Below are 26,266 nucleotides of genomic sequence, written 5' to 3'. Positions count from 1 at the left end.
GGTGACCGTCGTGACCGACAAGTCGATCCGCAGGCAGGAGATCGCGGCCGACACGATGATTGGTGCCGCGATCTTGCTGATCACCATCGGCGTCTTGCACATCGTTCAGGGGATCGCCGCGGTCGGCAACGACGCCGTCGTCACAGCCGGCCCCGAGTACACCTACGAGTTCGACCTGACCGTCTGGGGTTGGATCCATATCGTGCTCGGCTTGTTGGTCGCGCTGGTCGGCGGCGCCCTGTTCCGCGGTGGACTGTGGGCGCGCACGTTGACGGTCACGATCGCGGCAGCATCGATCGTCATCAACTTCCTGTGGTTGCCCCACTACCCGGCATGGGCGATTCTGATCATCGCCCTCGACACGGTCATGATCTGGGCGGTCATGACTGCAATTCCCGATTCCGACTGGCACTGATATGGGCACTCGACGTTCACTGCCGTACCGGTGGTGGTTTGCGCCGATCACCAAGCCGGGTTGCAGATCAGGTGGCGAGCTGGGCGGCGTCCTCGCGGGCACGTTGGGCAGCCAGTAGCTCGCGCCCGTAGAGCAGCCCGAAGGTGAAACCGTTTTCGCCTTCGGTGGTCCCTGCGCGGGCGCCGAGGGCGCGGAGCGTGCCGAGCGCCACCACGCTGTCCTGATGGTCGCCGAGAACCTGCTGAATCTTCTTGTACTCGGTCACCTTCTTCTTCCCCTTCTTCTTCCCGACTACGCCGCGGGTGAGCTCGGCGGCGTAGCGGGCGCGTTTCGCGGCCTTGCGGGCGCGGTGCAGTCCTTCGTCGTCTCCGTCGTCGAGAGCGGCGGTCAATCTTCTGTCGGCCTTGCGGCGAGCCTTCCTGGCGGCTTTCTTCAGTACCGTTGCCCCGGATCGGGCGTCGTCTGTCAGCGGGGGTGCGGTGCGCCACCGCGCCAGTTCGGCGAGTACCGCCCGGTACCGCTCGGTGTCGAGGGTCGCCGTGACCTCGGCCCGGTATCTGAGTTGTTCGGCGAGTAGGTCGCTCTCGATACGGGCCGTGACCGGACCGAGTACCTGCTCTTCGGGCAGGTCGGTCACTGCGGCGACGAACCGGGAGCGCTGGACCTCCCGGTCCCGGACCTCACCGAGCACTCCTGCGTACCAGGACAGTTCCTCGTCGAGACGCGCACCCGCGTCGGGGTCCAGGAGATTTTTGAAGACCCGCAGAGTGCTTCGGAAACGCCGGATAGCGACCCGGGTGGGATGGATCGGGTCCAGACCGCGGCGCAGTTGCACGTCGCCACCGACTATCTCCTGGACCTGGGTGTCGAGGTACGCCGTCAAGGATTCCCGAACCGGGTCCGCGCCGGAAGTGACTCTGCCTCCGGTGCCGTGAGGCGCAAGCGTCCGAGACAATTTCGATGAGTACTGCGAGGGTCGGGCACCGGCACGGGTCAGTCGCTTGCCGATCTTTCGGAGCAGGGTCCGATCGCCGGCAGCGCCCAGTTCGACCAGGACCTCGCGCCAGTTCGTGGCAATCGCCGCCTCCCCGGCGCAGGCACCGGCCGCGGTAGTCTTCACCGTGTCGTCGGAGAGTTCGGCGAGCAGGTTCCCGTCCGCATCGAGGATGCGGTGGCGGCGGCGGACGGTGGCTACCGTGGCGACCGGGTGCACAGGTTTTCCCAGCGCGAGCCCCGAGACCAGATTTGCCAACTCGTCGGGCACCGCGTCGTCTGTGATCAGCGGAAACCGAATCTCGTTGTGGGCTTTGTGATCGGGCACTTTCAGGCGCCATCCCCCGCCGAGGTCTCCGGACCTGCGGCGCAAGCTCACATGATGGGCGAGCAGATCCCGAGCCGCAGTGTCGAAATACTCACTGTGCAGGGTGACAGTATCCTTGTCGACCTGGCCGCCGGGTGGAACCACATCAGCGAAGTCCGGTACCGCGAAATCGGCGTCAGCGTCGTACTTGTCGTCCCGTTCTCGCTGTGCGGTCTTCATGAATCCAGACTTCCATACCACCAAGCCGTTAACCACGCATAGCGTCGATCACTTCGGGTGGTCGGTGCACGGGCGATCCGGCCCGTTCGTGCACCCGGCCGGATACCTCGCCGCGAGTCGGATCACCGTCGACGAAATCTGTTGTCTGTGCGCCCAATTCTTCCCCGATGAACCGTGAATGATGCGATGATGAGGCATGTGCCGCCATCGCTGGTCGGCTCTCACGCCACCCACGGATCGGGGCCTTCGCATACAGGCCCCGATGCCGATCGTCGCCGAGAAAGACCTGATCCTCGAGCTGTCCGCGGTCACCGCATTCGCGTCCGGGTTGCTGCTGCAACTCGCGATGAAGGTAACCGGGATCCGCGCCGACTTCGCCCGCTATGAAACCCGACCCCTGACCGACCCCCACGACTGGTCGGCGCGGTGGTCTTATCTCACCGTGCTGGTCAGCGCCGACGAACTCGACGGCCCTGCCGACCCGATCCATTCGAGCGAACCACCCACCGGCGAGTCCGGGCTGTACCGGACGACGCCGTGGTACTGGATCGGCGCCTACCCTCGCACCGGGTCGCTGACCGTCACCACCAGCTGGACCGAAATCGGACTCCGCCCAGCCTCGATTGTCGTCGCTCTCGGCCCCAGCCCCTTCACCACCGCCTCCGAATCCGGCGCGGGACGATAACTGCAGCAGTCGTTGCCGCATACTTGTCGGCATCCCGGGTGTCGATGCGCGCAAAAAAGGGAACTAGGCCGACCCGCGCCCACACTGAAATAGAAACCGTCGAAATGATATCGAAAAGTGTGTTCCCGCCAACCCGGCCGAGCAGGACAATTCTTCTCATGGACGACACTGAGGAACGCGACATCGACGTCGTCCGCACCCGACTGATTCAGCGGTTCCCGGACCTCGAGCCGGGCGTTGTCGAGGACCTGGTCGTGGCCACGCTCCACCGGTTCGACGGATGCCGCATCCGGGACTTCGTCCCTTTGCTGGTCGAACGAGCAGCCACACGCACGCTCGACGCCACGTACAGCCGTGCACCGATGCTTGCGGAACCCGCCCTCACAACCGAAGTTCTCGCCACCTCGCACCCCGATCCAGTTGCACGGCCGTTGACCAGCAGCGGGAGAGTGCGGGGTGTGTTCGCACGTCGTTCACCACGCCTGTCGTAGATCGTGACAAAGCGACGGCGAGGTCGCGGGGCTCGTTTATGGGAATTGCAATTCCGCCGCGAACGCACTACGCGGCGAAAGATAATTGTGGTACCGGTACATCGTAGCTCGGGAAGGGTCAGCCATGTCCGATCGCACCACCGGAAGCAATCCGGCGAGTTCTGAGTATCCCTCCGGCAAACAGGCTTTCGCCGCCGGCACGTCGATGGCGGCCGCCGTCATCATGGTCACCGTCGGCATCATCCAGTTCTTCCAAGGCATCGCGGCGGTCGCCGAGGACGAAGTATTCGTCAGCGGCATAAATTACGTCTACAAATTCGACCTCACGACGTGGGGCTGGATCCACATCATCCTCGGCGTCCTCGTCGCGATCGTCGGCCTCGCCCTATTCACGGGCGCCGGGTGGGCCCGAGTGTCGGCAATCATCGTCGCGGCCATCTCGATAGTGGCGAACTTCCTGTGGTTGCCCTACTACCCGGGTTGGTCACTGTTGATCATCGCTCTCGATATCGTCATCATCTGGGCTGTTTCGACGTGGAATCCGGAGAGAGAAGTAAGAGACGCGAACCTTCCCGGTACCGGCACTGCGACGCGGTGAATTGACCAGACTGATCAGATAACAAAACTCGGTCCGAATTATCGACTCTGGCGGTCGCGAGGGCTCGGGCGCGAGAGTTACACGCCGTGGATACCCGGTGAACCGAAGCCTGCGCTCGACTCGCCGAGTTCGTCACCGGGGTGTAACTCCACCGCAACCACCCCTTCCCGGACGGCGTGGTGGACGAACTCGGCGCCCGGACCGAAGAACAGCCGCGGGCGGACGGCGTCGAAGCCGATGGGCCACAGCGTGCCGTAGTGGATGGGTACAGCCAGGCCGGCCTGCACCAGACGTGCGACGACCGCGGCCCGTGGTGGATCGAGGTGACCCTTGCCGAGTGTCGGGCCCCAGCCCCCGACGGGTAGCAAGGCGAGATCTACCGGGCCGACATGGTCGGCGAGGTCCGGATACAGGTCGGTGTCACCGGCGAAGTAGGTTCGCCGATCTCCTTCGACGACATACCCGAGCGCCGGCGCGAGCTGCGGGCCGCGGCGCCAGCGCCGGCCGTCGTGTCGGGCGGGCACGGCGCGCACCGTTATTTTGCCTATCGCTATCTGTTCGCGGGGCCGCAGCGGTAGCAGGCGATCGGCGAACTCGCGCAACGCGGGCAGGCCGTCGACCGCTCGCCATGGCGCCACGATCGGAACGTCCGGATCGAGCAGCCGCAGTGACGGCAGGTGGGTGTGGTCGGCGTGCAGGTGTGAGAGCAGGACTGCATCCGGGTGGCGCACGTGAACTCCGCTCGGCGTGGGGCCTGTGCGGCGGCGCAGGTGGGCGACGCGGTCGGTCAGCACCGGATCGGTCAAGATGACCGTCCCGCGGTCCACGATCAATGCGCTGGCATGCCCGAGCCAGCGCAGACCGAAAGCTCTGTCGTCCGGCCCCGCCGTTGCGCTCATAACCCTTACGATTCCAGATGACGAAGGAGCTGTGATGCGCACAGTGAGCGGTGTGGTGCGAGTGTTCGTCGAGTTCCTTGTGCTCTGGGGGTCGTCAGCGCTCGCGATCATCGTGCTCGACCGCCTCCTCGGCGGGATTTCCCTCGACGGGTCGAGCTTCACTCCGATACCGACCCTGCCGGCTGCGCTGGTTCTCGCGTTGGTGTTCGGCGTACTCAGTGCCGCCCTGTGGCCGGTGATGATGTGGCTGATGTCGTGGATCGGTCCGGTGCTGCTGTTCGTCGGGGTGTTCCTCGCCGGCGGCGTGATCATGCTGTTGGCGCTGTACCTGGTACCGGTCGCGGTCGTGGACCAACCGCGCGATGCATTCGTCCTCGCAGCGCTGCTCTCGTTGTTCACCTCCGTAGTGTCGGGTGCGATCGCGTCTCGCTCCGATACCGCGTACCGAGTGATGCAGGTGCGGCGTCAGCGATTTCGGCTGCGGCGCAACGTCGTCCTCGGGAACGCGTCCCCGGGGCTGTTGTGCATCCAGATCGACGGCCTCGGTTACGACGTGCTGCGTCGCGCGATCGCCGATGGCGTCACGCCCGGACTGGCGAAGTTGGTGCGCCACACGCACAAGCTGCGTCCCTGGCACACCGATTGGAGCAGTCAGACGGGTGCCACCCAGCTGGGTGTGCTGCACGGTTCCAACCACAACGTGCCGGCGTTTCGTTGGTACGACAAGGCGACCGGGCACATTTCGGTATTCAGCAATCCGGCCGACAACGAGCGGCGCGAACTCGAAAGAACCGACATCCCCGGCCTGCTGGCACACGACGGATCGAGCCGCGGAAACCTGTTCACCGGCGGTGCGAACGACAACGTGCTGGTCGTGAGCCGCATGCGCGGCGCGCGCCTCGGCGGCGGTGCCGGCTACAGCGACTATTTCGCCGACCCGGCGAGTGCGCTGCGCACGTCGCTACGAATGTTCGGCGAGGTGCAGCGGGAAATACGCCAGGCACTACGGCAAAAGCGTAAGGACATTCAACCGCGGGTGCCGCGGGGTGGCGTTTATCCGTTCGTGCGGGCGTTCGCTACCGTGCTCGCCACCGACGTTTCCGTCGCCGCAGTGGTCGGCGATCTGATCAAGGGACGCAGCGTCGTCTACGTCGACCTGATCGGCTACGACGAGGTATCGCACCACTCCGGCATCTCCCGGCCCGAGACCCTCGCGGTGCTGTCCAAACTCGACGACATCGTCGAGATGCTGCTCGCCGTCGTGGAACAGGCCGACCGGCCCTACCGCGTCGTCGTGCTGTCCGATCACGGGCAGAGCCAGGGCGCGACCTTTCTGCAACGCTACGGGGAAACACTGGGGCAGTTGGTCATCCGGCTTGGTGCGCAGCGAGAACCGACTGCGGTCAAGCATCACTGGTACGAGCGCGAACCCGACGTCTCCGCACAACCCGGGGCCGAGGGTCGGGGCTACGCCGCGGCGAGCGTGCACGCATCGACGGCCGGCGAGGAAGCGCACGCTCCTGCCGGCGAGCCGATCGTGCTCGGCTCGGGCAACCTCGGTCTCATCTACTTCCCGGACTTGCCCGGACGAGCCGACGTCAACGCCATCGAAGACGCCCACCCCGGCCTGCTCACCGGTCTGCGGGAACATCCCGGAATCGGTTTCCTGCTGGTCGCTGCCCCCGGCGGGTCCGTCGTTTTCGGGCCTCGAGGTCAGGTCGACGTCGCAACAGGGGAGGTCACAGGGGAGAACCCGCTCGCGGTGATGGGCCCTGACGCGCTGGAGAAGGTGCGCCGCACCGACAACTTCGACAACGTTGCCGACATCATGGTCGGCGGTGCCTACTGGCCCGACACCGACGAGGTCGCGGCGTTCGAGGAGCAGGTCGGCTCGCACGGCGGCATGGGAGGACCGCAAAGCACTCCGTTTCTCATCTATCCAGCAGACCTGCCCGCACCGCCCGACCCGCTGCACGGCGCCGAGGCCGTGCACAAGGTGCTCGTTGGATGGCGGGATCTCTCCCTCGAGGGCGGGCAGCAGACACTCACAGGCGAGGTCGTGCTCTAGCGCCGCCGTCCCCGGCAGGGTGATACTGAGATGACGCCCCGCGCGGCTGTCGCTGCCGTCTTCAGAAGAGAGGTCTCGCAGTGAATGACACCGATATCGACGAACTCGGGCCCATCGACTACCTCGTCGTGGAGTTCCCCAGTGATCGGCAACCCGACGGATCGGCGCTACCTCACCTGATCGACCTGGTCGAGCGAAACATCATCCGGGTGTACGATCTCGTCTTCGTCCGTAAGGAAACCGACGGATCGACATCCGGTATCGAGATCGAGGATCTCGGATTCGAGGGCGGCGTGGACGTGACGCTGTTCGCCGAGGCGGCGACGGGCCTGGTCGACCCAACGGACCTCGAGGAGGCGGCCGCCGTACTACAGCCAGGTTGTTCCGGCGCGATCCTGGTGTACGAGAATCGCTGGGCCGCACCGTTCGCCTCGGCACTGCGGCGCGAGGGCGCCCAGCTCGTCGCGTCCGGGCGCATCCCCGTCCAAGGCATTCTGGCAGCGCTCGACGCGCTCGACGACACCGCACGCTGACGCACCGAGTACTGAAAGAGCTGAGGAAATATCATGCCAGGACTTTTGCGCGGGATGGCGCGGACCGCCGTCGTGGCGGGCACCGCGACCGCAGTCTCCAACCGGGTATCGCGACGGCAGGGACAGCGGTGGGCGGCGAACCAGCCTGCACCACAGCAGGAAGCGGCGCCACTTCCTCCGTCGAACCAGCCCTCACCGCCCTCCGGTGGCATGGATCGCATTGCCGCCCTGAAGCAACTCGGTGAACTCCGCGATCAGGGAGTTCTCACCGAGGAGGAGTTCAACACCGAGAAGGCCAAAATCCTGGCCTCCTGACCGCAACCGTGAGTGGACGGAGCTCCGAAAATGGAAGGCTTTTGGGAATTCTTCTGGTTCATCTTCGTCTGTTTCGCCTTCGCGGCGTACCTGACGGTGCTGTTCTCGATCATCACCGATCTATTCCGCGACCATGAGACTTCGGGGTGGGTGAAGGCGATCTGGATTTTCTTTCTCTTCATCATTCCCTTCCTGTCGGCGCTGATCTACCTGATCGTCAGGAGTGACGGCATGGCGAAGCGATCGATGGCCGCTGCCCAGCATGTCAAGCAGGCCCAGGATTCCTACATCCGGGACGTCGCGGGGCAGTCTCCTGCCCAGCAGATCGCGGATGCGAAGGCGTTGCTCGACTCCGGGACGATCACCGACGCCGAGTTCCAGGCGATCAAGGCGAAGACACTGGCGTAGATTCGGTGGGTGGCGCCAGTATCACGGGCATGTCCGTGATAGTGATTTCTCGGTCGATTCGATAGGCCCCGACCCTTGCAAGACGGAGAATGGTAACCAGCGGACGAGGTCACCCGAGGGTCCGCCCGTCATGGAGAGGACGCGACGAGCCATGGCGACCGATGTGATCGACAGTGCACCCGGACGCGACACCGGCGCGTCCCGGCCGCCCCGGCGTCGACGCTGGCTTCCCGACAGGTACGCATTCGGCGGACTGGTAATCACAGTGCTGTTCGTGTGGCTGTCGTTGACGCCGACGCTTCTGCCCCGGGGGCCGTTCTTCCAGGGACTGGTCACCGGTGTGTCGGCTGCAATCGGTTACGCCGTCGGTTTTCTCGGCTCCAAGTTCGTGCGCTACCTCGTGGGGCGCGAGGCATCGGACCCTGTGAAGACGATGGTTCGCCGGACGGCGGCGGTTATCGGTCTCGTCGGGACCGCAGTGATGCTGGTGTGGTTCGCGAGCTGGCAGGACCAACTGCGAGAAATCATGAGCGCCGCGCCCTTCCCGTGGTGGGGCTATCTCGCCATGGGGGTCGTGGCGTTGCTGGTGTACGTCGGGTTGGTAGCCACAGCGCGGGTACTGCTGAGGGCCGTGCGGTGGGTCGAACGCAAGATCAGCCGTGTGGTACCCCGGCGAATCTCGGCGACCGTGATCGGAGTACTGGTGGTGGCGCTGGTTTTCGCACTGATCAACGGGGCTGCCGTACGTGCGATCATGTCGGGCCTCAACTCCTCGTTCGCCGCCGTCAACCAGGAGACCAAGGCCGGTGACGAGCCACCCACGTCACCGCTGCGTTCGGGTGGACCGGAGTCGTTGGTGACGTGGGATTCACTGGGACGGCAGGGCCGCTCCTTCATTTCGCGAGGCCCCTCCGTAGATGACCTGTCCGCGTTCAATGGCGGTCGAGCCGCGGTGGAGCCGATTCGAACCTACGCGGGCCTCGCCAGTGGCGGCGATTCGATCCGCGAAAACGCACAGGTGGCAGCGGACGAACTCGAACGCGCCGGTGGGTTCGATCGTGCGGTGGTGGGCGTGGCGACCACCACCGGCACCGGGTGGATCAATGAAAGTCTCGTCTCCTCGCTGGAGTACATGTACAACGGTGACACCGCGATGGTCGGGCTGCAGTACTCGTATCTGCCGAGTTGGCTGTCGTTCCTCGTCGACAAGGAACGCGCCCACCAAGCCGGAGAGGCCTTGTTCGACGCCGTATACGACAAATGGAAGAAGTTGCCGCCAGAGTCTCGTCCGAAGCTGGTCGTGATGGGGGAGAGCCTGGGCTCCTTCGGCGGCGAAAGCGCATTCGGCAACGTCGACGACGTAGAGGCCCGCACCGACGGTGTGCTATTCACGGGACCGCCGAATGCGAACGAGATCTGGACCGACGTCACCACGAACCGCGATCCGGGCTCGCCCGAATGGCTTCCGGTCTACGAGCAAGGAGAGACCGTGCGCTTCGGAGCGCGGGCGGCGGAGGATCTGCCGCGTCCCGATGCCCCGTGGGGGCAGCCGCGGATGGTCTATCTGCAGCACCCGTCGGACCCGATCGTCTGGTGGTCGCCGGAGTTGCTACTGCGCGAGCCGGACTGGCTGAAGGAGGAGCGCGGCTACGACGTTCTCGACAGCACGCAGTGGTTCCCGTTCGTGACGTTCTTCCAGGTCGCCGCGGACATGGCGGTATCCACAGGCGTCCCTGACGGACACGGACATTCCTACGTCGTCGATATCGCCGATGCGTGGAGTGCGATATTGCCGCCCGACGGCTGGACTTCGGCGGACAACGAGCGCCTGCGGACCGAGCTCGCCGAGATGGGTGCCGACGGTTGACCCGAGTCCCGGCTCGACAGCTAGCGTTCCGCGAGGAATGACGTCACAGTGGGTGCGAGTTCGACTGCCCTGGTGAGGATGTCGACGTGGCCCCCGGCATGCACCTGCACAGTCGCGTGCGGCAGGAGCGCATCCATGATGCGAGCGTTGAGGACGGGAATGATCGGGTCGTCGGTGCCCGCGACGATGAGTGTGTGTTGCCGGATTAAGGGCAGCACCGGAAGGCTGCTCCACGTCGCCCCCGCGAGAAGCTGGTGGATGTAGCCGATCCGAGACCCTGAATGGTTCTGTATCCGAAAAATCCGCGCAATGTCGGCACCGCCCCGTCGTGCGGTGCCGCCGTACAGGTCGCCGGCGATGGCCGCCGCGTAGCCGGTATCGGTGAAACGCCTCGGTGTCAGCATCTTCGCGAGGACCCGAGGATGGCCGGGAACCATCAGGGCACCGGTCCCGGTGGCGACGAGGACGAGGCGGCGGCAGCGCCGCGGATTCTGCAAGGCGAACTGCTGGGCGAGCGCGCCACCCCAGGACAGGCCGAGAACGTCGACGACACCGCAGCCGATCTTGGTGAGAAGCCGGCCGAGACCGCACGCGAGTGCGGGAAGTCCGTACGGCACAGGTGATGCCGGTGAACCGCCGGTGCCGGGGACGTCGAAACGGATGACCGTCGTACACGGATCGAGCGCGGCGACCAGTGGGTCGAGCACTTCCAGGCTCGCTCCGATCCCGTTGCACAGGACGAGCGGCACACCGGTGCCCCGGCGGACCCGTACCCTGATCCGCCACCCGCCGACCGTCACGACGCTGTCCTCGAATCGGTCGCTTCTGCAGAATATGTCGGTCACGGTCACGTGTAGAGGACCACGACGTCCGCGACACAGACCGGGCGGGTCCCGCCGTCGACCTGGTAGGTCAATCCGAAGACCGCCTCGACACCAGCCGGTTTCCGTTGCGCCGCGGCCACGGACACCGTGACGCGCAGCGCCGAACCGACGGGCACCGGCGCCGGGAACCGCACTTTGTTCAGGCCGTAATTGAGGGCGGCGTGCACCCCGTCGACGGTGAGAACTTCGGCGAGGACACTCGGGGCCAGTGACAGCGTGAGATAGCCGTGCGCGATGGTGCTGCCGAAGGGACCACAGGCAGCGCGTTCCGGATCGGTGTGGATCCACTGGTGGTCCCCGGTCGCGTCGGCGAACAGATTCACCTGATCCTGGGCGATTTTCAGCGTGCCGGTGGTTCCGATGGTCTGTCCGACCAGACCGAGGAGATCGGTGGGGTGGGCAAGGTTCATGGTCATGGTGTGCCTCAGACGTGTCATGCGGGTCAGCTGTGGTGGACGTAGGTGCCGGGGGCGGGCCCGAGCGGGGGGAACTGCCGGGCGCCGAGGCCGCCGGGGGCGTCGATGTCGGGTCCGCTGCGCTCGGCGAGCCACCGGGCGTAGTCGGGCCACCACGAGTCCGGTGCGGTCTCCGCCGCGGCCAGCCACTCGTCCGGAGTCTCCGGGGTGGGCTGCCCGAATCGGAAGGACGCTCGCGGGTTGCCCGGCGGGTTCACGAGCGAGGCGATGTGACCGTTCGACGACAGCACGAACCGGGAGTCCTTGCTGCCGAGCAGGCGGGCGCTCCGGTACGTGGACTGCCACGGGCAGAGGTGGTCGGCGGAGCCGCCGACGACGTACGCGTCGGCGGTCACGGTGGCCAGGTCGACGGGTGTGCCGAGCATGGTCGCCGCGCCCGGCGTCGTCAGCGCGTTGCGCAGTCCGAGCAGGACGAGGTCACGGTGCAGTGCCGCCGCCATGCGGGTGGTGTCCGAGTTCCAGAACAGCACGTCGAAGGCGGCGGGAGCCCGGCCCTGCACGTAGTTGTTCACCCAGTACCGCCAGACCAGGTCGGTCGGACGCAGCCAGGCGAACATCTCGGCGAGGGTTCGGCCGTCGAGATATCCTTTGGCGGCCGAGTCGCGGATCGCGGCTGCGGCGGCGCGCTCGCTCAAGACGGCCGCCGCCGTACCGGCCTGGGTCTGGTCGAGGACGGTGACGGCCAGGGTGAGGCCGGCGACGCGGTCGCCCTCGCCGATATCGGTGAGATGTGCCGCGATCATCGCCGCGAGAATCCCACCCGAGCAGGTGCCTAAGATATGTGCGCTGTCGGCCCCGGTGATGCACTGCACCGTGTCGAGCGCCTCCACGATCGCCCCGCCGTACGTGTCGGCATCCCAGTCCCGGTGCCGGGCGTGGGGGTTGCGCCAGGAGATCGCGAAGACCTGCTGCCCCTGCTGCAGGAGGTACTCGATCAGGCTGCGGCCCGGTGCGATGTCGAGGATGTAGTACTTGTTGATGACGGGCGGGACGATCAACAGCGGTGTGGCGTGCACCTTTTCCGTCTGCGGCGTGTAGTGGATCAGTTCGAAGGTGCGGGTCTGCAGGACGACGGCGCCCTTCGTTGTAGCCACGTCCTCCCCGACGGCGAACGCGTCGGGTTCGACCATTGCAGGCACACGAGGTTTCGACAGCACGTCACGTACGAGCGCGCGGACGCCGCGTGCCGCACTGAGACCGCCGGTGTCCACCATTGCCTTCCAGCCCAGCGGGCTGAGAAGTGGATTGTTGGTGGGAGACAGGCCTTCGACGAGGTTGTCGAGAACGAACCGCATCCGCTCGTGGTCACGCCAGTCGAGTTCGGCGTCGTCGAGCAGGGCGGCGGCGGTGTGCGATGTCGCGAGGTACGCCTGCATCGCCCGGCGCAGGGCCGGATTCTGCTGCCAGGCGGCGTCGCCGAAGCGCTTGTCCGCCTTCGCGGGAGATCGGTCCGAGGTGCCGGCGGCAATGGCGCCGAGTTCGCGGACGAGGGCTCCGCCGCGCCGGGCGACAGTACGCGGGCGGCCGGCGAGGCTTCGCCCGAGGCGGGTCCACGAGCTGTCGGGGAGCATGCGGGCGGCGACACCGCGCGTTCCGCTGGTGAGGAGAAGGTCGAGGGGAGCGGTGAGCTCGTCGGGGACGGTCGGGAGGGGAGTGTTGCTCACGCTGGTGCTTTCGGTATCAGAGTGCGGCCGGGGCGCGGCCGAGTTCGCGTTTGAGGATCTTGCCGGTGGCGGTCATCGGAAGGGTGGCGACGAATTCGACGGTGCGCGGGTACTTGTAGCTCGCCATCTGCTGCTTGGCCCAGGCGATCAACTCGTCCTCGGTGACCTGTGCGCCGGGCTCGAGGATGACGTACGCCTTGATCTCCTCGCCGTGGCTGTCGTCGGGGACGCCGACGACGGCGGCGAGGGAGATGGCGTCGTGGCCGAGGAGGACTTCTTCGATTTCGCGGGGGTACACGTTGAATCCGCCGCGCACGATCAGGTCCTTGGCTCGGTCGACGATGTAGTAGAAGCCGTCGTCATCGACGCGGGCGAGATCACCGGTCCGGAACCAGCCGTCACGCAGCACTTCCGCGGTGGCGTCCGGACGGTTGTAGTACCCCTTCATGATGTTGTGGCCACGCAACGCGATCTCGCCGATCCGGTCGGCGCCGGTGACGGTGTTCCAGTCCTTGTCGACGAGCCGGGCCTCGATGCCCCACACGGGGACGCCGATCGATCCGGGCCGGGGCTCGCTGCCGGGGTCGCTGAAAGTCGCGAGCGGCGACGTCTCGGACAATCCGTATCCCTCGAGGATCTGCACCCCGAAGCGTTCGGCGAACCGGGTGAGGATCTCCACCGGCAGTGCGGCGCCGCCGGAGATCGCGAGACGCATGTTGGCGGCGATACGATCGATGTCGGCGGGGTGTTCGTCGAGGGCACCGAGCAGACCCCAGTACATCGTGGGCACGCCAGCGAAGACGGTGATGTTCTCCCGTTCGATGAGGTCGAGTGCGGCGGCGGCCTCGAACCGGGGTAGCAGCACGAGGGTCGCCCCTACCGCGATCCCGGCATTGAGGGTGACGGTCTGGCCGAACGAGTGGAACAGCGGCAGCGTCACCAGGTACCGGTCGTGGGTGGCTGGTGTGCTGTCGAAGAGCCGGTTGGCGGTCAGCGCGTTCAGCACCATGTTGGAGTGGGTGAGCTCGGCGCCCTTCGGCTTTCCGGTGGTCCCGCTGGTGTAGAGGATGACGGCGGTGTCGACGGGCTCGCGCGGCACGGTGTCGCACTGGGTGGCGTGATCGGCGACGGCATCCGCGAGCGTTCCGATACCGTCGATCGTGGCGGGGGCGGTCGGGTCGGCGGCGATGCGGAACATGGTGCGGCAGTCGGGACTCTGCGTGAACGCCGAGCGCCCGTACTCGCCCATCGGCAGGTCGGGGGTGCCGTCGTAGCAGAAGTACGCCTTGGCCTTGGAATCTGCGAGATGGTAAGCGATCTCGCGGTCCTTGAGCAACACGTTGAGTGGCACGACCACGGCGCCGGCCTTGAGGATCCCGTAGTAGACGACGGGGAACTGGGGGATGTTGGGGCAGGAGAGGGCGACCGTGTCGCCGGGTTCGATGCCCTCCGCCACCAGCAGGTTCGCGACCTGATTCGACCGGGCATCGAGGTCGGCGTAGGTCATCCGCTCGTCACCGAGAATCAGGGCGTCACGGTCGCCGAACCGGCGGGCGGAGTCTTCGAGGAGTACGCAGAGGTTGAGCACGGGAGACTTTCTCGTGGTGGGACGGGGGAGAATCGCTACGACAGGGGAGCAGCGGTGGCGGTGCGGACCAGGTCTTCGGTGACCCCGGGTGCGCACTCGCGCAACACGAGACCGGAACCGGTGACGTCGATGACGGCCAGGTCGGTGATGATCCGGTGTACGACTCGGCGGCCGGTGAGCGGCAGGGTGCAGCGTTCGACGATCTTCGGGGCACCGGACTTGTCGCAGTGCTCCATGACCACGATGACCTTGCGGGCACCGTGCACGAGATCCATTGCGCCACCCATGCCCTTGACCATCTTCCCGGGAACCATCCAGTTTGCGAGGTCGCCGGCCGCGGACACCTGCATACCGCCGAGGACGGCGGTGTCGATGTGGGCGCCGCGGATCATCCCGAAGCTGAGCGCCGAATCGAAGAACGACGCGCCCGCGTTGACGGTGACCGTTTCCTTGCCGGCGTTGATCAGATCCGCGTCGACGGCCTCCTCCTCCGGGTAGGGACCGGTGCCGAGGACCCCGTTCTCGCTGTGCAGCGTCACCTCGACCCCGGCGGGGAGGAAGCTCGGGATCAGGGTGGGTAGCCCGATACCGAGGTTGACGTACTCGCCCGGCGACAGTTCCTCGGCGGCACGGGCAGCCATGCCCTCGCGTGTCCAGCCGATCGTCTCGACGGTGGTGGTCATGTCAGTCCTTCCTCGCGGCGACGGTGCGCTTCTCGATCTGCTTGTCCTGAATCCCGGTGTGGACGATCCGGTCGACGAAAATTCCCGGCAGGTGCACCCGCGCCGGGTCGAGGACCCCGGGCTCGACGAGCTGCTCGACCTGGGCGATACAGATGCGGCCGGCCATAGCGGCGAGCGGATTGAAGTTGGCCGCTGCCTTGGCGAAGACGAGGTTGCCCTCGGCGTCGCCGATGCGGGCGTGGACGAGTGCGAAGTCGGCCGTGATCGACTCCTCCAGCACGTACTGGCGGCCGGCGAACTCGCGGACCTCCTTCGGCGGAGACGCGACTGCCACCGATCCATCGGCAGCGTACCGCCACGGCAGCCCGCCGTCGGATACTGGCGTTCCGACCCCGGCAGGGGTGAAGAACGCGGGGATCCCAGCACCGCCTGCCCGCAGCTTCTCGGCCAGGGTTCCCTGCGGCGTCAGTTCGACTTCGAGCTCACCGGACAGGTACTGGCGCGCAAATTCCTTGTTCTCCCCGACGTATGACGCGGTGACGCGTCGAATGCGCTTGCGGGCGAGCAGGATACCGAGTCCGTGACTGTCGACACCGCAGTTGTTGGAGAACACCTCCAGGTCGGTGGCGTCACCGGCGGCGATCGCGGCGATCAGCTCGTCGGGAATGCCGCACAACCCGAACCCACCGACCGCCAGCGACGCACCGGACCCGATGTCCGCGACGGCGTCGGCGGCCGAACCGTAGACCTTGCGCGTCATCGGGCATCTGCGTTCGCGAGACCGGGGACGACCGTACTCTCGATGAGGTCTCGGAGCAGTTCCTCGGCGTACGGCCAGTACCCGTAGCCTGCGGCCGGATTGAGGTGGCCGACGGCACCCAGGTCGACGAGCTTGCTGCCCCACGACTCGGCCATCCCGGCGACCCGACGGAATCGGGCCATCGGATCGTTCGTGCTGGCGGCGACGACGCTGGGGAACGGCAGTCGGCCCCGGGGGACGGGATCCCAGCCACCCTGCTCGAGTTCGCCGGGGGTGGGATACCCCGCGGGCAGTGGTTCCTCGAGGTCCGGTGGGGTGGCGAGCAGGGCGCCCTGGATCGGGCGGGTGGACTGCTGGGCCCAGTGGACGGTGATCGCCACTCCCGCACTGTGGGCGACCAGCACGACCGGGCCGTCGATGTCGGCGAGGACGGCGTCGAGTGCGGCGACCCTGGCCGCGAGGCTGAGCTTGTCCTGTTCGAGCGGCGGCACCGTCCGCACGGTGTCGAGTCGCTCGGCGAGCAGCGTCTGCCAGTGGTCGGCGACGTGGTCGCGCAGTCCCGGCACGATCACCACGGTCGGTGTAGTGGAGGTGGAGGTGGTCACGGTCGACTCCAGTTCTTCGGAGGTGGATCAGGCGGGCACGGCGGTGAGGGCGGCGAGTTTGCGGCGTCCGGCGGGATAGGCGCGCTTGCCGAGGACGAGGGCAATGATCGCGACGATGTAGATCAGGGGAGCGATTTGCAAGGCGGTGACGAGTCCGAAACGGTCGGCCAGCACCCCTACGACGAAGGGTCCCAGGGCCAGTCCGAGGAGGTTGTTGGCCAGGGTGAGCGTGCCGAAGGCGGAGGCGCGCACCGACGAGTGCGTGAGGTTCGCGACCATCGCAGCGATGGGGCCGGACGAGCCGGCGGAGAAGAAGGCACCGATGCCGATCAGCACCAATTGGAGGGTCCCCGTGGGCAGCTGGAATCCGGCGCCGAGGAAGACGAGGGAGATCACTCCGAAGACCACCGCGGTGGTCCATTTCCGAGCAGGGTCGTTGCGGCTCACGCGGTCGGTGATGATGCCGCACACCACCATCCCGCTGCCGACGAGGAGAACGAAGATCGACGCCATCGCACCGGCCTTGTCGAGTGCGAGGCCGTAGGACCGATTGAAGAAGCTCGGCAGCCACGCGAGCAGGACACCTGCGGTGAACATCTGGAGACCGCCACCGATGTAGGCGAATACGACGGCGGGAGTGGTGAAGAGGCTCGAGATCGGAGCTCGGAATCCGGTGGGACCAGGTGCGTCGGCCGGGTCGTCGTCGGCCGCATGCTGCGCCAGCTTCCGTTCGGAGACGAGAGCCCGGAAGAGCGCGACGAGCATGAGCCCGAAGACGGCCATCGCAGCGAACGACCAACGCCAGCCGAGGTTGACGGCGATCACGCCACCGAGTGCGACGCCGATCACGGACCCGAACGATCCGCCACCCATGAAGGCGCCGCTGAGCGTGGAGTGCACCCGAGGGGCGAACACGCTGAGGACCACGGCGATGCCGACGCTGCCGTAGGCGGCCTCGCCCACACCGACCAGGAACCGGGCTCCGAGCATCTGCTCGTAGCTGCTTGCCACCGCACAGAGCAGTGTGGCGATGCTCCAGAGCACGGCCATCAGGACCAGGCTCTTCACCCGGCCCCACCGGTCGGCCAGCAGCGACAGCGGGAGCGTCAGCAGGCCGACCATCAGTGCGACGATGCTGCTGAGCGACGCCAACTGTGAATCGGTCAGCGTCCATTCAGTTTTGAGGAGCGGGAAGACGGCACTGAGGACCTGACGGGACATGTAGTCCGACAGCAACAGACCGAAGGTGAGTGCGAAGACGATCCACGGATAGAACCGGGACCGGGAGGCCGGGGCGGTGTTCCCGGGGGTTGTCTTCGGGGTGGTGGTGTTCAGGGCTGTGATGGCAGGCAGTCCCATGAGGCCTCCTATGGCCGTCAGGAGTGATATAGGGGTGGGGGGAGAGAGCGAGCAGCGGGCTACCCGCTCTCTCCCCGATCGTGACCGAGATCCCCGGCGCCGGAACTCAGGCGTGGTGGGTGAAGCCCACCTGGCCGCGGCGGCGGTTCGGTGCATAGCCGAGCTTGGCGAGGGTCTCGTCGGCATCGGCGTAGGTCTGACCGATTCGGTAGATGTCGCGGGCCTCCTTGCCGGTAGCAACCTCGCGGCCCAGTTCACCGGCGACGCGGACCAACTGCTCGACCTGCTGGACAGAGGTCATCTTCTCGCCCCTGCGTCCCCAGAGGGTGTCCTCGTTACCGCAACGGGGGTGCAGGCCCATCGCGATCGCCATCGCGTTAACCGGCAACACGCTGCGCATCAGGGTCTCGAGGGTCAGGCAGGCGCCATCCGGGACTCGCTGGATGAAGTTCATGATGTTGTACGGGTTGGGGCCGTCGAAGCCGCCGCCGATGCCGACCCAGGTCAGGTTGAGCGGACCGGTGTAGATCCCGCGCCGGATGAGCCGCTCGACGGTCTCGAGCTGGGGGATGCTCGAGAGCTGGAAGTGCGGCTGAATTCCGGCCGTCTGCAGGCGACGCAGATGCTCCTCGACCCACGCCGGGCCTGCCGGGACCGTCATCTCCCGGTACGCCTCGGCGAGCTCGGGCCGCTCCATCGAGGTGCCGGCGATGTCGTCGGCGGTCATGAGTTCCATGATGTTCATCTGCGAGGTGTTGATCGCGATCGTCACCTGGTCGGGTGCGGGATCGAGGTCGGCCAGCATGTGCCGGGTGTCGTCCGAGAGCCACTTCGCGTCCGCGCCTTCGCCTTCGGGTGCGAAGGAGATCGATCCGCCGACCTGTAGGATCATGTCCGGCACCGCCTGGCGCAGTCCGGCGAGCAACTCGTTGAACTTCGAGAGCCGCTTGGAGCCCTTGCCGTCGAGTTCGCGGACGTGGATGTGCAGGACGGTGGCGCCGGCCTCGTAGCAGTCCACAGCTTTTTGGACGTGCTCGTCCATCGTCAGCGGCAGGTCTTCGCGGAAGTCGTCCGGCTCCCACTCGGGACCGTACGGGGCACAGGTGATGACCAGCTTCTCCTGAGTCTCGGGGAAGAGGGCGTCGTCGTGGAAGTGCATGGGTGTTCTCCGTTCGAAATCAGTCGGATGAGAAGGGGAGAGAAGGTTTCAGAAGGGCCGGTCGCCGATGATCCCGGCACGTTCCATCTTGCGGACGGCGGGCCAGTAGTCCTGGACCGCGTAGTGCTGGGTGGACCGGTTATCCCAGATCGCGACGCTGTTCGGGGTCCATCGCCACCGCACCTGGTACTCGGGGATCGCGGCCTGGCTGATCAGGTAGTTGAGCAGATTGCTGCTGCCGGGTGCGTAGTCGATGCCGTACCGGATGTTCTCGGGGGTGTGGTAGTTGACGAAGTGGGTCGCGAAAGCGTTGACGAACAAAATCTTTTCACCGGTCTCGGGGTGCGTGCGCACCACGGGGTGCTCAGCGTCCGGGAACCGCTGGTGCAATGCGTGCCGCTGTTCCGTTGGCTGTGCGGCGCCGAACGACGCCTCGATGCTGTGCCGGGCACGGAGTCCGTCGATCTGCTTCTTCACCGCGTCCGGGAGTTTCGCGTAGGCCTCGGCCATGTTCACCCAGATGGTGTCGCCGCCGACCGGGGGCGTCTCCACGCAGCGGAGAACACAACCCATGGGCGGGTTCTCCCGCCAGGTGGCGTCGCAGTGAAAAGCGTTCTCGTAGTGCTCGGCCGGGCTGTCGAGGTCCTTGTAGATCTGCACGAGCCCGGGATGATCCGGGTCGCTGCCCGCGACGGGGTGATCTTCGAGCGGACCGAACCGTTCGGCGAGCGCCACGTGCTCACCGCGGGTGATGTCCTGGTCGCGGAGGAAGAGGACTTTGTATTCGGAAAGCAGTTCCCGAAGTTCGGCGAACAGTGCGTCGTCGCGGGAGGCGTCGCCGAGGTTCACGTCGAACAGTTCGGCGCCGAGGGAACACGTCATCGGTGCCAGCCGGAAGGAACCGGACGGGGAGAGGATCGTGTGCCTTTCGGGTGAATGCGTCAGTTGCGCAGTGTCGTTCATGGTGGTGTCTCCGTCGTGGTGAAAGGTGTTGCGCTCAGAGGCGGAACACGGAGGAGCCGATGCTGCGGCCGGACTCGAGATCCCGGTGTGCCTGGACCGCGTCCTCTAGTCCGTAGCTCTGATTGATCTCGATCCGGATTCGTCCCGCCTCGACGTGGTCGAAGAGTTCACCGGCGAGTTCGGCGCGCTCGGCAGGGTCGGCGATGTAGTCGGCGAGCGCGGGGCGGGTGACGAACAGCGAACCCTTGACTGCCAACTGCATCGCGTTGATCGGGGGAATCGGTCCGGAGGCCGTTCCGAAGCACACCAGCAGGCCGCGCCGGGCGAGGCAGTCGAGCGAGGTCTGAAACGTGGACTCACCGATGCTGTCGTACACAACCGGGACGCCGGCGCCGCCGGTAATCTCTCGAACCCGCTCGGCGACGTTCTCGCGGGTGTAGACGATCACGTGCTCACACCCGTGGGCGCGTGCGATCGTCGCCTTCTCGTCGGTGGAGACCGTGCCGATCACGTTGACGCCCAGCAGCTTCGCCCACTGCGTGAAGATCAGACCCACGCCCCCGGCGGCCGCGTGCAGCAGCACGGTGTCGCCCGCCTTCAGCGGATGAATGCGGCGCAGCAGGTACGCCGTGGTCAGACCCCGCATCGTCATCGCCGCCGCGGTGTCGAAGCGGATAGCCCGCGGCAGCGGGATCAGCGGTGCGGCCGGCATAACGCGTTCGGTGCTGTAGGCGCCGAGGGGGCTGCCCGTGTAGGTGACGCGGTCGCCGACCTGCACGTGGGTAACCCCGGAACCGACCTCTTCGACGACGCCGGCCGCCTCCACACCCATGCCCGCGGGCAGTTCGGCTGGGTAGAGGCCGGTGCGGAAGTAGGTGTCAGCGAAGTTCAGTCCGACGGCCTCGTGCCGGATACGGACGCCGTGGGGGCCGGGTTTTCCCACCTCGACGTTCTCCCACTTCATGACCTCCGGAGCACCGTGCTCGTAGAACCGAACTGCTTGTGCCACAATGTTTCTCCTCTTCGATGTGCTGATCGGTGCGGTGCCGCGGCCGGACGATCGCGGCCGTTTGGCGGGGATGATCCGGTGTGGCCGATCACCTCTCCGCACCGCTTCTATGATGCACCTAACAGTACGGCTACATTGAGCCGTGCGCTTATCCTGACGGGACAGTCGGCCTATCATTCTGGGACAGGCAATCGGAGGTGGCATGAAACCCCTTGCTCGCTACGCGTCGCTGAACGGCTACCTGGAGCTGTGCCGGTCGCTCGGGATCGATCCGGCGCCGTTGATGAGATCCGCGGGTCTCGATCCGTCCGGTCTGGCACTTCAGGACCGGTGGGTCCCGGCCGCGGCGATCGCGCGCCTCCTCGAGCAGTCGGTAGAGAAGTCCGGGCGCGAAGACTTCGGGGTGCGCCTTGCCGAACGCAGACAGTTCTCCAACCTCGGCCCGCTCAGTCTCGTCGTCCGCGAGGAACCCGACGTCCGCAGCGCACTGCGCGTGCTCACCCGGTACGCACACACGTACAACGAGGCGTTGCGGACGCGGATGTCCGAGGTGAACGGCCTGGTGACCCTCCGCATCGAACTCGATCTCGGCGAGGCACTCGAGACTCGGCAGTCCATCGAACTCGCGGTCGGCGTGCTGCACCGGTTGCTGCGCGACTTCCTCGGCGGCGGCTGGAGACCACTCACGGTGTGTTTTCCGCACACGGCGCCGGCGGACACGGCAACGCATCGGAGATTGTTCGGTCCGGTCGTGACGTTCGAAAACGAGTTCGCCGGGATCGTCATCGAGGCGACCGACCTGGACGCGCCGAACAAGATGTCCGACCCGCTCCTGCGCCCCTACACGCAGCAGTTGCTGGACTCCTGGGAACCGGTGGACGACGTGACGATCGTGAGTCGGGTCCGCGAGCTGATCGAACTGCTGCTCCCCACCGGCCGCTGTTCCGTCGAGCAGGTGGCCCGCAGTCTGGGTGTGGATCGGAGAACCGTGCACCGCAGGCTCGCGGAGAGTGGGGAGTCGTTCTCGACGGTCCTCGACAGCACCCGCGCCGAGCTCGCCGAACGGATGGTGGCGAACCCTCGGCTGAGTCTCACCGAGATCGCGGATGTGCTCGCTTTCTCGGCGCCGAGCAACTTCTCACGATGGTTCCGCGGCCACTTCGGGGTCAGCCCCAGCCGTTGGCGGGAGCAGCGAACGGGTGAGCGCGGTTAGCCCATGCCTTCCGGGCTCGGGCAGGTGAAGGGGCGTCCGTTGATGGTGCCCAGCTCGACGCGCACCACAGGAGAGCCAGCTGTCGAAGAGGATTTCCCGGTTCCGGCCCCGCGGCCGGCGGCGAGTGCTTGGATTGAGGTATGTGCCGGTGGATGGCCTACTCGGGTGAACCGATCCTCGCGGAGGACCTGTTGTTCCGCCCTAAACACTCGCTGATCGATCAGAGTCTGCACTCACGCCTCGGGGCGACGACCACCAATGGTGACGGATTCGGTGTCGGCTGGTACGGCGAAGGCAGTGAGCCGGCGGTGTACAAGAGCATCGAACCGGCCTGGAACGACAGCAACCTGCGGGAGATCGCCGGGCAAGTGCGAACGGGAATGTTACTTGCTCACGTGCGGGCCTCGACCGGAACACCGGTGCAGCGCAGCAACTGTCACCCCTTCCGGCACGGGCGATGGTTGTGGGTACACAACGGCGCCCTGCGGGGTTTCCACGAGGTCAGACGCGACCTGGTGATGGCCGTCGACCCGGCCATGTTCCTCGACATCGAGGGTTCGACGGACTCCGAAACGTTGTTTTTCCTCGCCCTGACATTCGGCCTCGCCGACGATCCCTTCGGCGCGGTTGCCCGCGCGGTCGGCTTCGTCGAAGACGTCGGCCGTGCACACGGTGTCGACCATCCGGTGCAGATGACCGTCGCCACCACCGAGGGTGAATCGCTGTGGGTTTTCCGGTACTCGAGTGAACGGCAGTCGAGGTCGCTGTTCTTCTCCACCGAGATCGCGAAGCTGCGCACCCTGCACCCCGAAGTCGAGGTCCTGCACGAACTAGGTGGGGAGACTCGTTTCGTGGTCTCCGAACCCCTCCGCGACCTCGAAGGCGCGTGGAACGAGGTGCCCGAGTCCTCCGCCGGGGTCGTTCGACCCGGGCAGGACGAAATCCGCCCATTCGAGCCGATTTCACCCGGCTGAGTGCAGGGCCTCTTTCTGCGAGAATGGACTGCCGCACCGACATCGAAGGAGTCACCATGACTGAACCGATCTTCGACAAGTCGGAGCAGCTGAAACAAGTCGAACAGGGAATCCTTCCTGGTGAGCAAATCATCGCCGTCTACGACTGCATCGGCGCGGGTACCGGTTTCCTCGGGATGACGAACCTGCGTGTCGTGATCCAGGACAGGAGCTTCGTCGGGAAACGCACCGCGATCACGTCCATCCCCTACAAGTACATCCGGTCGATCTCATTCCTCAGCAACAAGTCGTGGGCCGGCCAATTCTTCTCCTCCAGCAGCATCGCCCTCGCGGTCGCCGGGACCACATACGAAGCCGACTTCCGCGGCGTCGACAAGGCCCACCACGTGCACACGGTGATCCTCGGAAACATCACGTGATGTAGCGGAAACTGTATGTTCTTCGACCTCGCAAGGTGACGTGCCTTGCGACCGGGATCAACGCACCCGGAGCACGTCGCGCAGGGCTTGCGCTATGCGACGTCGCCGTGGTCGGTGATCGTCGCGTCGGCCTGGAGGTTGAAAACCTTTCGCGCGTGAAGGTGGTACTGGTGCGGAGGGGTCGCCTTCCGTAGGAGTTGTTCGGTTCTATCGAGTTCGGGAGTGTGTTGGGCGCCGTTGCGTCCCATGCCGCCGTAGGGGTCGTTCTGGTCGCCGAGCGCGGCGACGTTGTCGCGGGCGATGCGTGAGGCCAGCGGGTAGGCGACGCCCACGGCCAGGTCATTCTTGGTGTGGGTGATGACGACCGGCCCGTTGACACGGCGCTCGCCGAGGACGGTACGGAACGCGCCGTCGTGCTGTCCGTCGAATCGTTGTGCCAGGCCGTTGTGGGAGGGAAGGATAGGCGGCTGCAACTTGGCAACTAGGGCGGTGTCGGGCGCGCCTCTGACGGCGGCGGAAACACTTGGTGTCGCGTCACCTGTGTGCTCCGGCGGCGAGGGGGAACTCGGCGCCGGAGCCCGGCGGTGGTCACATCCAGGGCATGTCGGGGTCGAGCGAATGAGAGATCACGCCGTCGTCGGGTTCGAGGGGGTAGTTCGCGGCGTGGTACGTGGCGCTGGATGATCCGAAGAGGTCGACGCCTCCCGGCTGGGTGAGTGAGGTGCCCGGCTCATAGAGTTCGACCTGCTCGGGGACGTCCTCGTCGGGGGCATCGCAGGCGACCATGGGCCACGCGTTGGCGCATCCGATGCGGTCGCGCACCTGGAAGGTGTGCGGGAAATTCGGTCCGGCGGCATCGGTGGGTACTGCTGCGGCGGTGGCACTCTGGGCCAGCACGGCACCGAATGCGAGGGCGACGCCGGCTGCGGCTGCGGCTGCGGTGCGTGTTGTGGTCGAGGACATTCTGTGGCTCCTGAAGTTCGGGGTTTTGGTGTTCTCGGACGACTACTAGTTTTCGCCGGAAGCCGGCGTTCGATAACTCCCCGGAGGGGGGTGGTCGGTGACCCGGAGGGGGAAAGAAAGTACCCCTGGGAGGGGTTCCGCGGAGACCGCACAATGTCTGTTTCGGCTCGGCAGGCGGATTCGATCCGGACGGGAGCGGAGACGCCGATTGGCTCAAGGACGACTTCTGCTTCGGGCTCGACCGCATGCTCGATGGCATAGACCGGTTGGTGGAGCAAACCAACGCCGGATGACGCCGCCGCGGAGTTCGCTTCGGACCGTGACCGAGGCCGGTACCGGGGCGGACGCGCAACTGATGGGAGCTACCCGGGCGGCATCGGCCGGAACCTCTGAACGTAGGAATTCCAATTCCAGGTGGATAGGAAGGCTTGTGCCGCTTCGTATCCGTTCCGGTGGAGAGCCTCGACGTCTTCCTGGTGAATGTCGAAGTCGAGAGCCCCCACATCGGTGGAGTCCACCCGAATTGCACGGGCACTCACCCACGGCTGGTTCAGGTACGCCTGATCGCGACCCACGAGCATGGTGCTGAGAACGCTCTCGAACAGGTGCGGTGGTCCGAGAAGGCGCAGGAGTCTGAGAGCGGGGATGACGTCATCGTTTCCGGCCGGCAGATTGGGCAGGACGGTGACCCCGAAGGTGGGCCATCGCGGCAACTGTCCATCGGTCCGATCCAGAGAATCGATCGGGAAGTTCGAGAGCACTCCGCCGTCGACCAGCGTCGAGGTCATTCCGGCGGCACTGGTCAACGAGACAGGACGGAAGAAGAACGGGATTGCCATGGACGCCCGTACCGCGTCGGCTACGGACTGTGCGTTGGGGTCGAGGCCGTAGACCCGTTCGAAGTCCCAAGGCAGTCGCACCAGTTGCCCGGTCGTCACGTCGGTGACGGTGACCACCAGCCTGTACCGCTGGTTCGGGGGCAGGGTGTCGTCGTCGATCTGCAGATCGTGGAAGGTCGAGACACCGAGGCGCTCGAGCGTGTCCTTGATCCACTGGTGGACACGATCGCCCCGGTAGAGTCCGGTGCCCCGCAGCAGCGCCCACGATTGCCCGACGATCGGGATGTTCTCGAGGAGGCCAGGATCGAGAAACTCTCGATAGTTGAGATGGGTGAGCCTCTTCAGCTGTTCGCCGGTCACAGGTTCCCCGCTGGCGGTGACGGCCGCGAGGATGGCACCCACCACCGCGCCCGCCGAGGTACCGGACACGCGATGAATCGTGTAACCGGCATCGATGAGCGCAGAGGCGGCGCCGACCAACCCGATTCCCTTGACGCCGCCACCTGCTAGGACGAGGTCGGCTTCTTTGCTGTCCCCTGACGCGGTCACATCCATCTACCCCCTGGCCGCTTGTAGATCCGTCCCGGTCGCACCTGACGCGGACGCTGGTGACCGCGCTGGTGCCGCCGGAGTGGCAAAATTAAGCTCTGTTGCTATCGTCCTCGCTCCGTCGCCGGGGAAGGGCGGATTCGAGAGTTTCCGTACATGGCCTCCGGATCTTCCGGTCCACCAGTATCACCGGACAGGCCGACACTCACATCGTCCGGTGTCTGGCACGTCTGCAAGCGCACTCGCACAGTCGCATCATCGTGGAATCTCACCAAGACGGCAGAATCGTCCGTCTCACTTCCTGTAATCGCCTGTCGCTGAGAGCGTCCAGCCGAGCTGG

General features: G+C 66.0%; 28 protein-coding genes. 12 read left to right on the top strand and 16 right to left on the bottom strand.

Annotated elements, in window-relative coordinates:
* Nucleotides 1-10: 10 nt before the first annotated feature.
* Nucleotides 11-415, top strand: coding sequence for a hypothetical protein (locus R4P95_RS17420; RefSeq protein ID WP_317745786.1), 405 nt, complete (start codon nt 11-13; stop codon nt 413-415).
* Between the two features lie 67 nt (nt 416-482).
* On the opposite strand, the gene R4P95_RS17415 is transcribed toward R4P95_RS17420, so the two are convergent.
* On the bottom strand, nt 483-1,955 hold the full coding sequence (locus R4P95_RS17415) for a CYTH and CHAD domain-containing protein (protein ID WP_317745787.1): 1,473 nt from the start codon (nt 1,953-1,955) through the stop codon (nt 483-485).
* Between the two features lie 196 nt (nt 1,956-2,151).
* Between R4P95_RS17415 and R4P95_RS17410 the strand changes: the two genes are divergently transcribed.
* The 3 genes from R4P95_RS17410 (at nt 2,152) to R4P95_RS17400 (ending at nt 3,729) form a co-directional block, all read left to right on the top strand.
* Nucleotides 2,152-2,640, top strand: a complete 489-nt coding sequence (locus R4P95_RS17410) for a hypothetical protein (RefSeq protein WP_317745788.1) — start codon at nt 2,152-2,154, stop codon at nt 2,638-2,640.
* Nucleotides 2,641-2,798: 158 nt separating this feature from the next.
* A complete protein-coding gene (locus tag R4P95_RS17405) occupies nt 2,799-3,131 on the top strand; it encodes a three-helix bundle dimerization domain-containing protein (RefSeq protein ID WP_317745789.1) in 333 nt (110 codons plus the stop codon).
* A 124-nt stretch (nt 3,132-3,255) separates the two neighbouring features.
* Nucleotides 3,256-3,729, top strand: coding sequence for a hypothetical protein (locus tag R4P95_RS17400; protein ID WP_397517722.1), 474 nt, complete (start codon nt 3,256-3,258; stop codon nt 3,727-3,729).
* A gap of 77 nt (nt 3,730-3,806) precedes the next feature.
* Here the strand turns inward: R4P95_RS17400 and R4P95_RS17395 are convergent, their stop codons facing one another.
* Nucleotides 3,807-4,628 carry an MBL fold metallo-hydrolase gene (locus R4P95_RS17395; RefSeq protein WP_317745790.1) on the bottom strand — a complete coding sequence of 274 codons (822 nt, stop codon included), beginning with the start codon at nt 4,626-4,628 and terminating at the stop codon, nt 3,807-3,809.
* Between the two features lie 34 nt (nt 4,629-4,662).
* On the opposite strand from R4P95_RS17395, the gene R4P95_RS17390 reads away from it, so the two are divergent.
* From R4P95_RS17390 to R4P95_RS17370, 5 genes are all read left to right on the top strand, one after another.
* Nucleotides 4,663-6,696: a phage holin family protein gene (locus tag R4P95_RS17390; protein WP_317745791.1), complete on the top strand. Its 2,034-nt coding sequence runs from the start codon at nt 4,663-4,665 to the stop codon at nt 6,694-6,696.
* A gap of 80 nt (nt 6,697-6,776) precedes the next feature.
* Nucleotides 6,777-7,229 carry a DUF6325 family protein gene (locus tag R4P95_RS17385; RefSeq protein ID WP_317745792.1) on the top strand — a complete coding sequence of 151 codons (453 nt, stop codon included), beginning with the start codon at nt 6,777-6,779 and terminating at the stop codon, nt 7,227-7,229.
* Between the two features lie 33 nt (nt 7,230-7,262).
* The gene (locus R4P95_RS17380) at nt 7,263-7,544 is read left to right on the top strand and encodes an SHOCT domain-containing protein (RefSeq protein ID WP_317745793.1); all 282 of its coding nucleotides are present in this window, start codon (nt 7,263-7,265) and stop codon (nt 7,542-7,544) included.
* A gap of 30 nt (nt 7,545-7,574) precedes the next feature.
* Nucleotides 7,575-7,952, top strand: a complete 378-nt coding sequence (locus R4P95_RS17375) for an SHOCT domain-containing protein (protein ID WP_213576465.1) — start codon at nt 7,575-7,577, stop codon at nt 7,950-7,952.
* 151 nt (nt 7,953-8,103) lie between these two features.
* Nucleotides 8,104-9,819: an alpha/beta hydrolase gene (locus tag R4P95_RS17370; protein WP_317756817.1), complete on the top strand. Its 1,716-nt coding sequence runs from the start codon at nt 8,104-8,106 to the stop codon at nt 9,817-9,819.
* Nucleotides 9,820-9,839: 20 nt separating this feature from the next.
* On the opposite strand, the gene R4P95_RS17365 is transcribed toward R4P95_RS17370, so the two are convergent.
* From R4P95_RS17365 to R4P95_RS17315, 11 genes are all read right to left on the bottom strand, one after another.
* Nucleotides 9,840-10,670, bottom strand: a complete 831-nt coding sequence (locus R4P95_RS17365) for an alpha/beta fold hydrolase (protein WP_317745794.1) — start codon at nt 10,668-10,670, stop codon at nt 9,840-9,842.
* Nucleotides 10,667-11,119 carry a MaoC family dehydratase gene (locus R4P95_RS17360; protein WP_317746101.1) on the bottom strand — a complete coding sequence of 151 codons (453 nt, stop codon included), beginning with the start codon at nt 11,117-11,119 and terminating at the stop codon, nt 10,667-10,669. The genes R4P95_RS17365 and R4P95_RS17360 overlap by 4 nt, the downstream gene beginning before the upstream one ends.
* A 26-nt stretch (nt 11,120-11,145) precedes the next feature.
* Nucleotides 11,146-12,843, bottom strand: a complete 1,698-nt coding sequence (locus R4P95_RS17355) for a PHA/PHB synthase family protein (protein WP_317745795.1) — start codon at nt 12,841-12,843, stop codon at nt 11,146-11,148.
* A gap of 16 nt (nt 12,844-12,859) precedes the next feature.
* A complete protein-coding gene (locus R4P95_RS17350) occupies nt 12,860-14,431 on the bottom strand; it encodes a long-chain fatty acid--CoA ligase (protein WP_317745796.1) in 1,572 nt (523 codons plus the stop codon).
* Between the two features lie 35 nt (nt 14,432-14,466).
* Entirely contained in the window at nt 14,467-15,114 is a 648-nt protein-coding gene (locus R4P95_RS17345; protein WP_317745797.1) for a CoA transferase subunit B, read from the bottom strand.
* Between the two features lies 1 nt (nt 15,115).
* Complete coding sequence (locus tag R4P95_RS17340) at nt 15,116-15,874, bottom strand: CoA transferase subunit A (RefSeq protein ID WP_317745798.1); 759 nt, start codon at nt 15,872-15,874, stop codon at nt 15,116-15,118.
* On the bottom strand, nt 15,871-16,479 hold the full coding sequence (locus R4P95_RS17335; protein WP_317745799.1) for an RBBP9/YdeN family alpha/beta hydrolase: 609 nt from the start codon (nt 16,477-16,479) through the stop codon (nt 15,871-15,873). Before R4P95_RS17335 ends, R4P95_RS17340 begins: the two co-directional genes overlap by 4 nt.
* Nucleotides 16,480-16,506: 27 nt before the next feature.
* Complete coding sequence (locus R4P95_RS17330) at nt 16,507-17,838, bottom strand: MFS transporter (RefSeq protein ID WP_317745800.1); 1,332 nt, start codon at nt 17,836-17,838, stop codon at nt 16,507-16,509.
* A gap of 106 nt (nt 17,839-17,944) precedes the next feature.
* Nucleotides 17,945-18,997 (bottom strand): 3-keto-5-aminohexanoate cleavage protein, encoded by a 1,053-nt coding sequence (locus R4P95_RS17325; protein ID WP_317745801.1) that lies wholly within the window; start codon nt 18,995-18,997, stop codon nt 17,945-17,947.
* Nucleotides 18,998-19,045: 48 nt separating this feature from the next.
* Nucleotides 19,046-19,960, bottom strand: coding sequence for a TauD/TfdA dioxygenase family protein (locus R4P95_RS17320; protein WP_397517721.1), 915 nt, complete (start codon nt 19,958-19,960; stop codon nt 19,046-19,048).
* 34 nt (nt 19,961-19,994) lie between these two features.
* Nucleotides 19,995-20,969, bottom strand: a complete 975-nt coding sequence (locus tag R4P95_RS17315; RefSeq protein WP_317745802.1) for a quinone oxidoreductase — start codon at nt 20,967-20,969, stop codon at nt 19,995-19,997.
* Between the two features lie 202 nt (nt 20,970-21,171).
* On the opposite strand from R4P95_RS17315, the gene R4P95_RS17310 reads away from it, so the two are divergent.
* The 3 genes from R4P95_RS17310 to R4P95_RS17300 all read left to right on the top strand — a co-directional run bounded on the left by R4P95_RS17310 (nt 21,172) and on the right by R4P95_RS17300 (nt 23,575).
* Nucleotides 21,172-22,182 carry an AraC family transcriptional regulator gene (locus R4P95_RS17310; RefSeq protein ID WP_213576477.1) on the top strand — a complete coding sequence of 337 codons (1,011 nt, stop codon included), beginning with the start codon at nt 21,172-21,174 and terminating at the stop codon, nt 22,180-22,182.
* 152 nt (nt 22,183-22,334) lie between these two features.
* Nucleotides 22,335-23,156: a class II glutamine amidotransferase gene (locus R4P95_RS17305; RefSeq protein WP_317745803.1), complete on the top strand. Its 822-nt coding sequence runs from the start codon at nt 22,335-22,337 to the stop codon at nt 23,154-23,156.
* A 56-nt stretch (nt 23,157-23,212) separates the two neighbouring features.
* Complete coding sequence (locus R4P95_RS17300; RefSeq protein WP_317745804.1) at nt 23,213-23,575, top strand: PH domain-containing protein; 363 nt, start codon at nt 23,213-23,215, stop codon at nt 23,573-23,575.
* A gap of 92 nt (nt 23,576-23,667) precedes the next feature.
* On the opposite strand, the gene R4P95_RS17295 is transcribed toward R4P95_RS17300, so the two are convergent.
* The 3 genes from R4P95_RS17295 to R4P95_RS17285 form a co-directional block, all read right to left on the bottom strand.
* On the bottom strand, nt 23,668-24,048 hold the full coding sequence (locus R4P95_RS17295; RefSeq protein WP_317745805.1) for a hypothetical protein: 381 nt from the start codon (nt 24,046-24,048) through the stop codon (nt 23,668-23,670).
* A 115-nt stretch (nt 24,049-24,163) separates the two neighbouring features.
* A complete protein-coding gene (locus R4P95_RS17290; protein WP_317745806.1) occupies nt 24,164-24,538 on the bottom strand; it encodes a hypothetical protein in 375 nt (124 codons plus the stop codon).
* A 362-nt stretch (nt 24,539-24,900) separates the two neighbouring features.
* Entirely contained in the window at nt 24,901-25,932 is a 1,032-nt protein-coding gene (locus tag R4P95_RS17285) for a patatin-like phospholipase family protein (protein ID WP_213576496.1), read from the bottom strand.
* Nucleotides 25,933-26,266: the final 334 nt, after the last annotated feature.

Origin of the sequence: Rhodococcus sp. IEGM 27, from assembly GCF_033142305.1 — a bacterium.
In the GTDB taxonomy this organism is placed as follows: Bacteria; Actinomycetota; Actinomycetes; order Mycobacteriales; family Mycobacteriaceae; genus Rhodococcus_F; species Rhodococcus_F oxybenzonivorans.
Note: the sequence above shows the minus strand (reverse complement) of the source record. Positions and strands in the feature narration are given on the sequence as shown.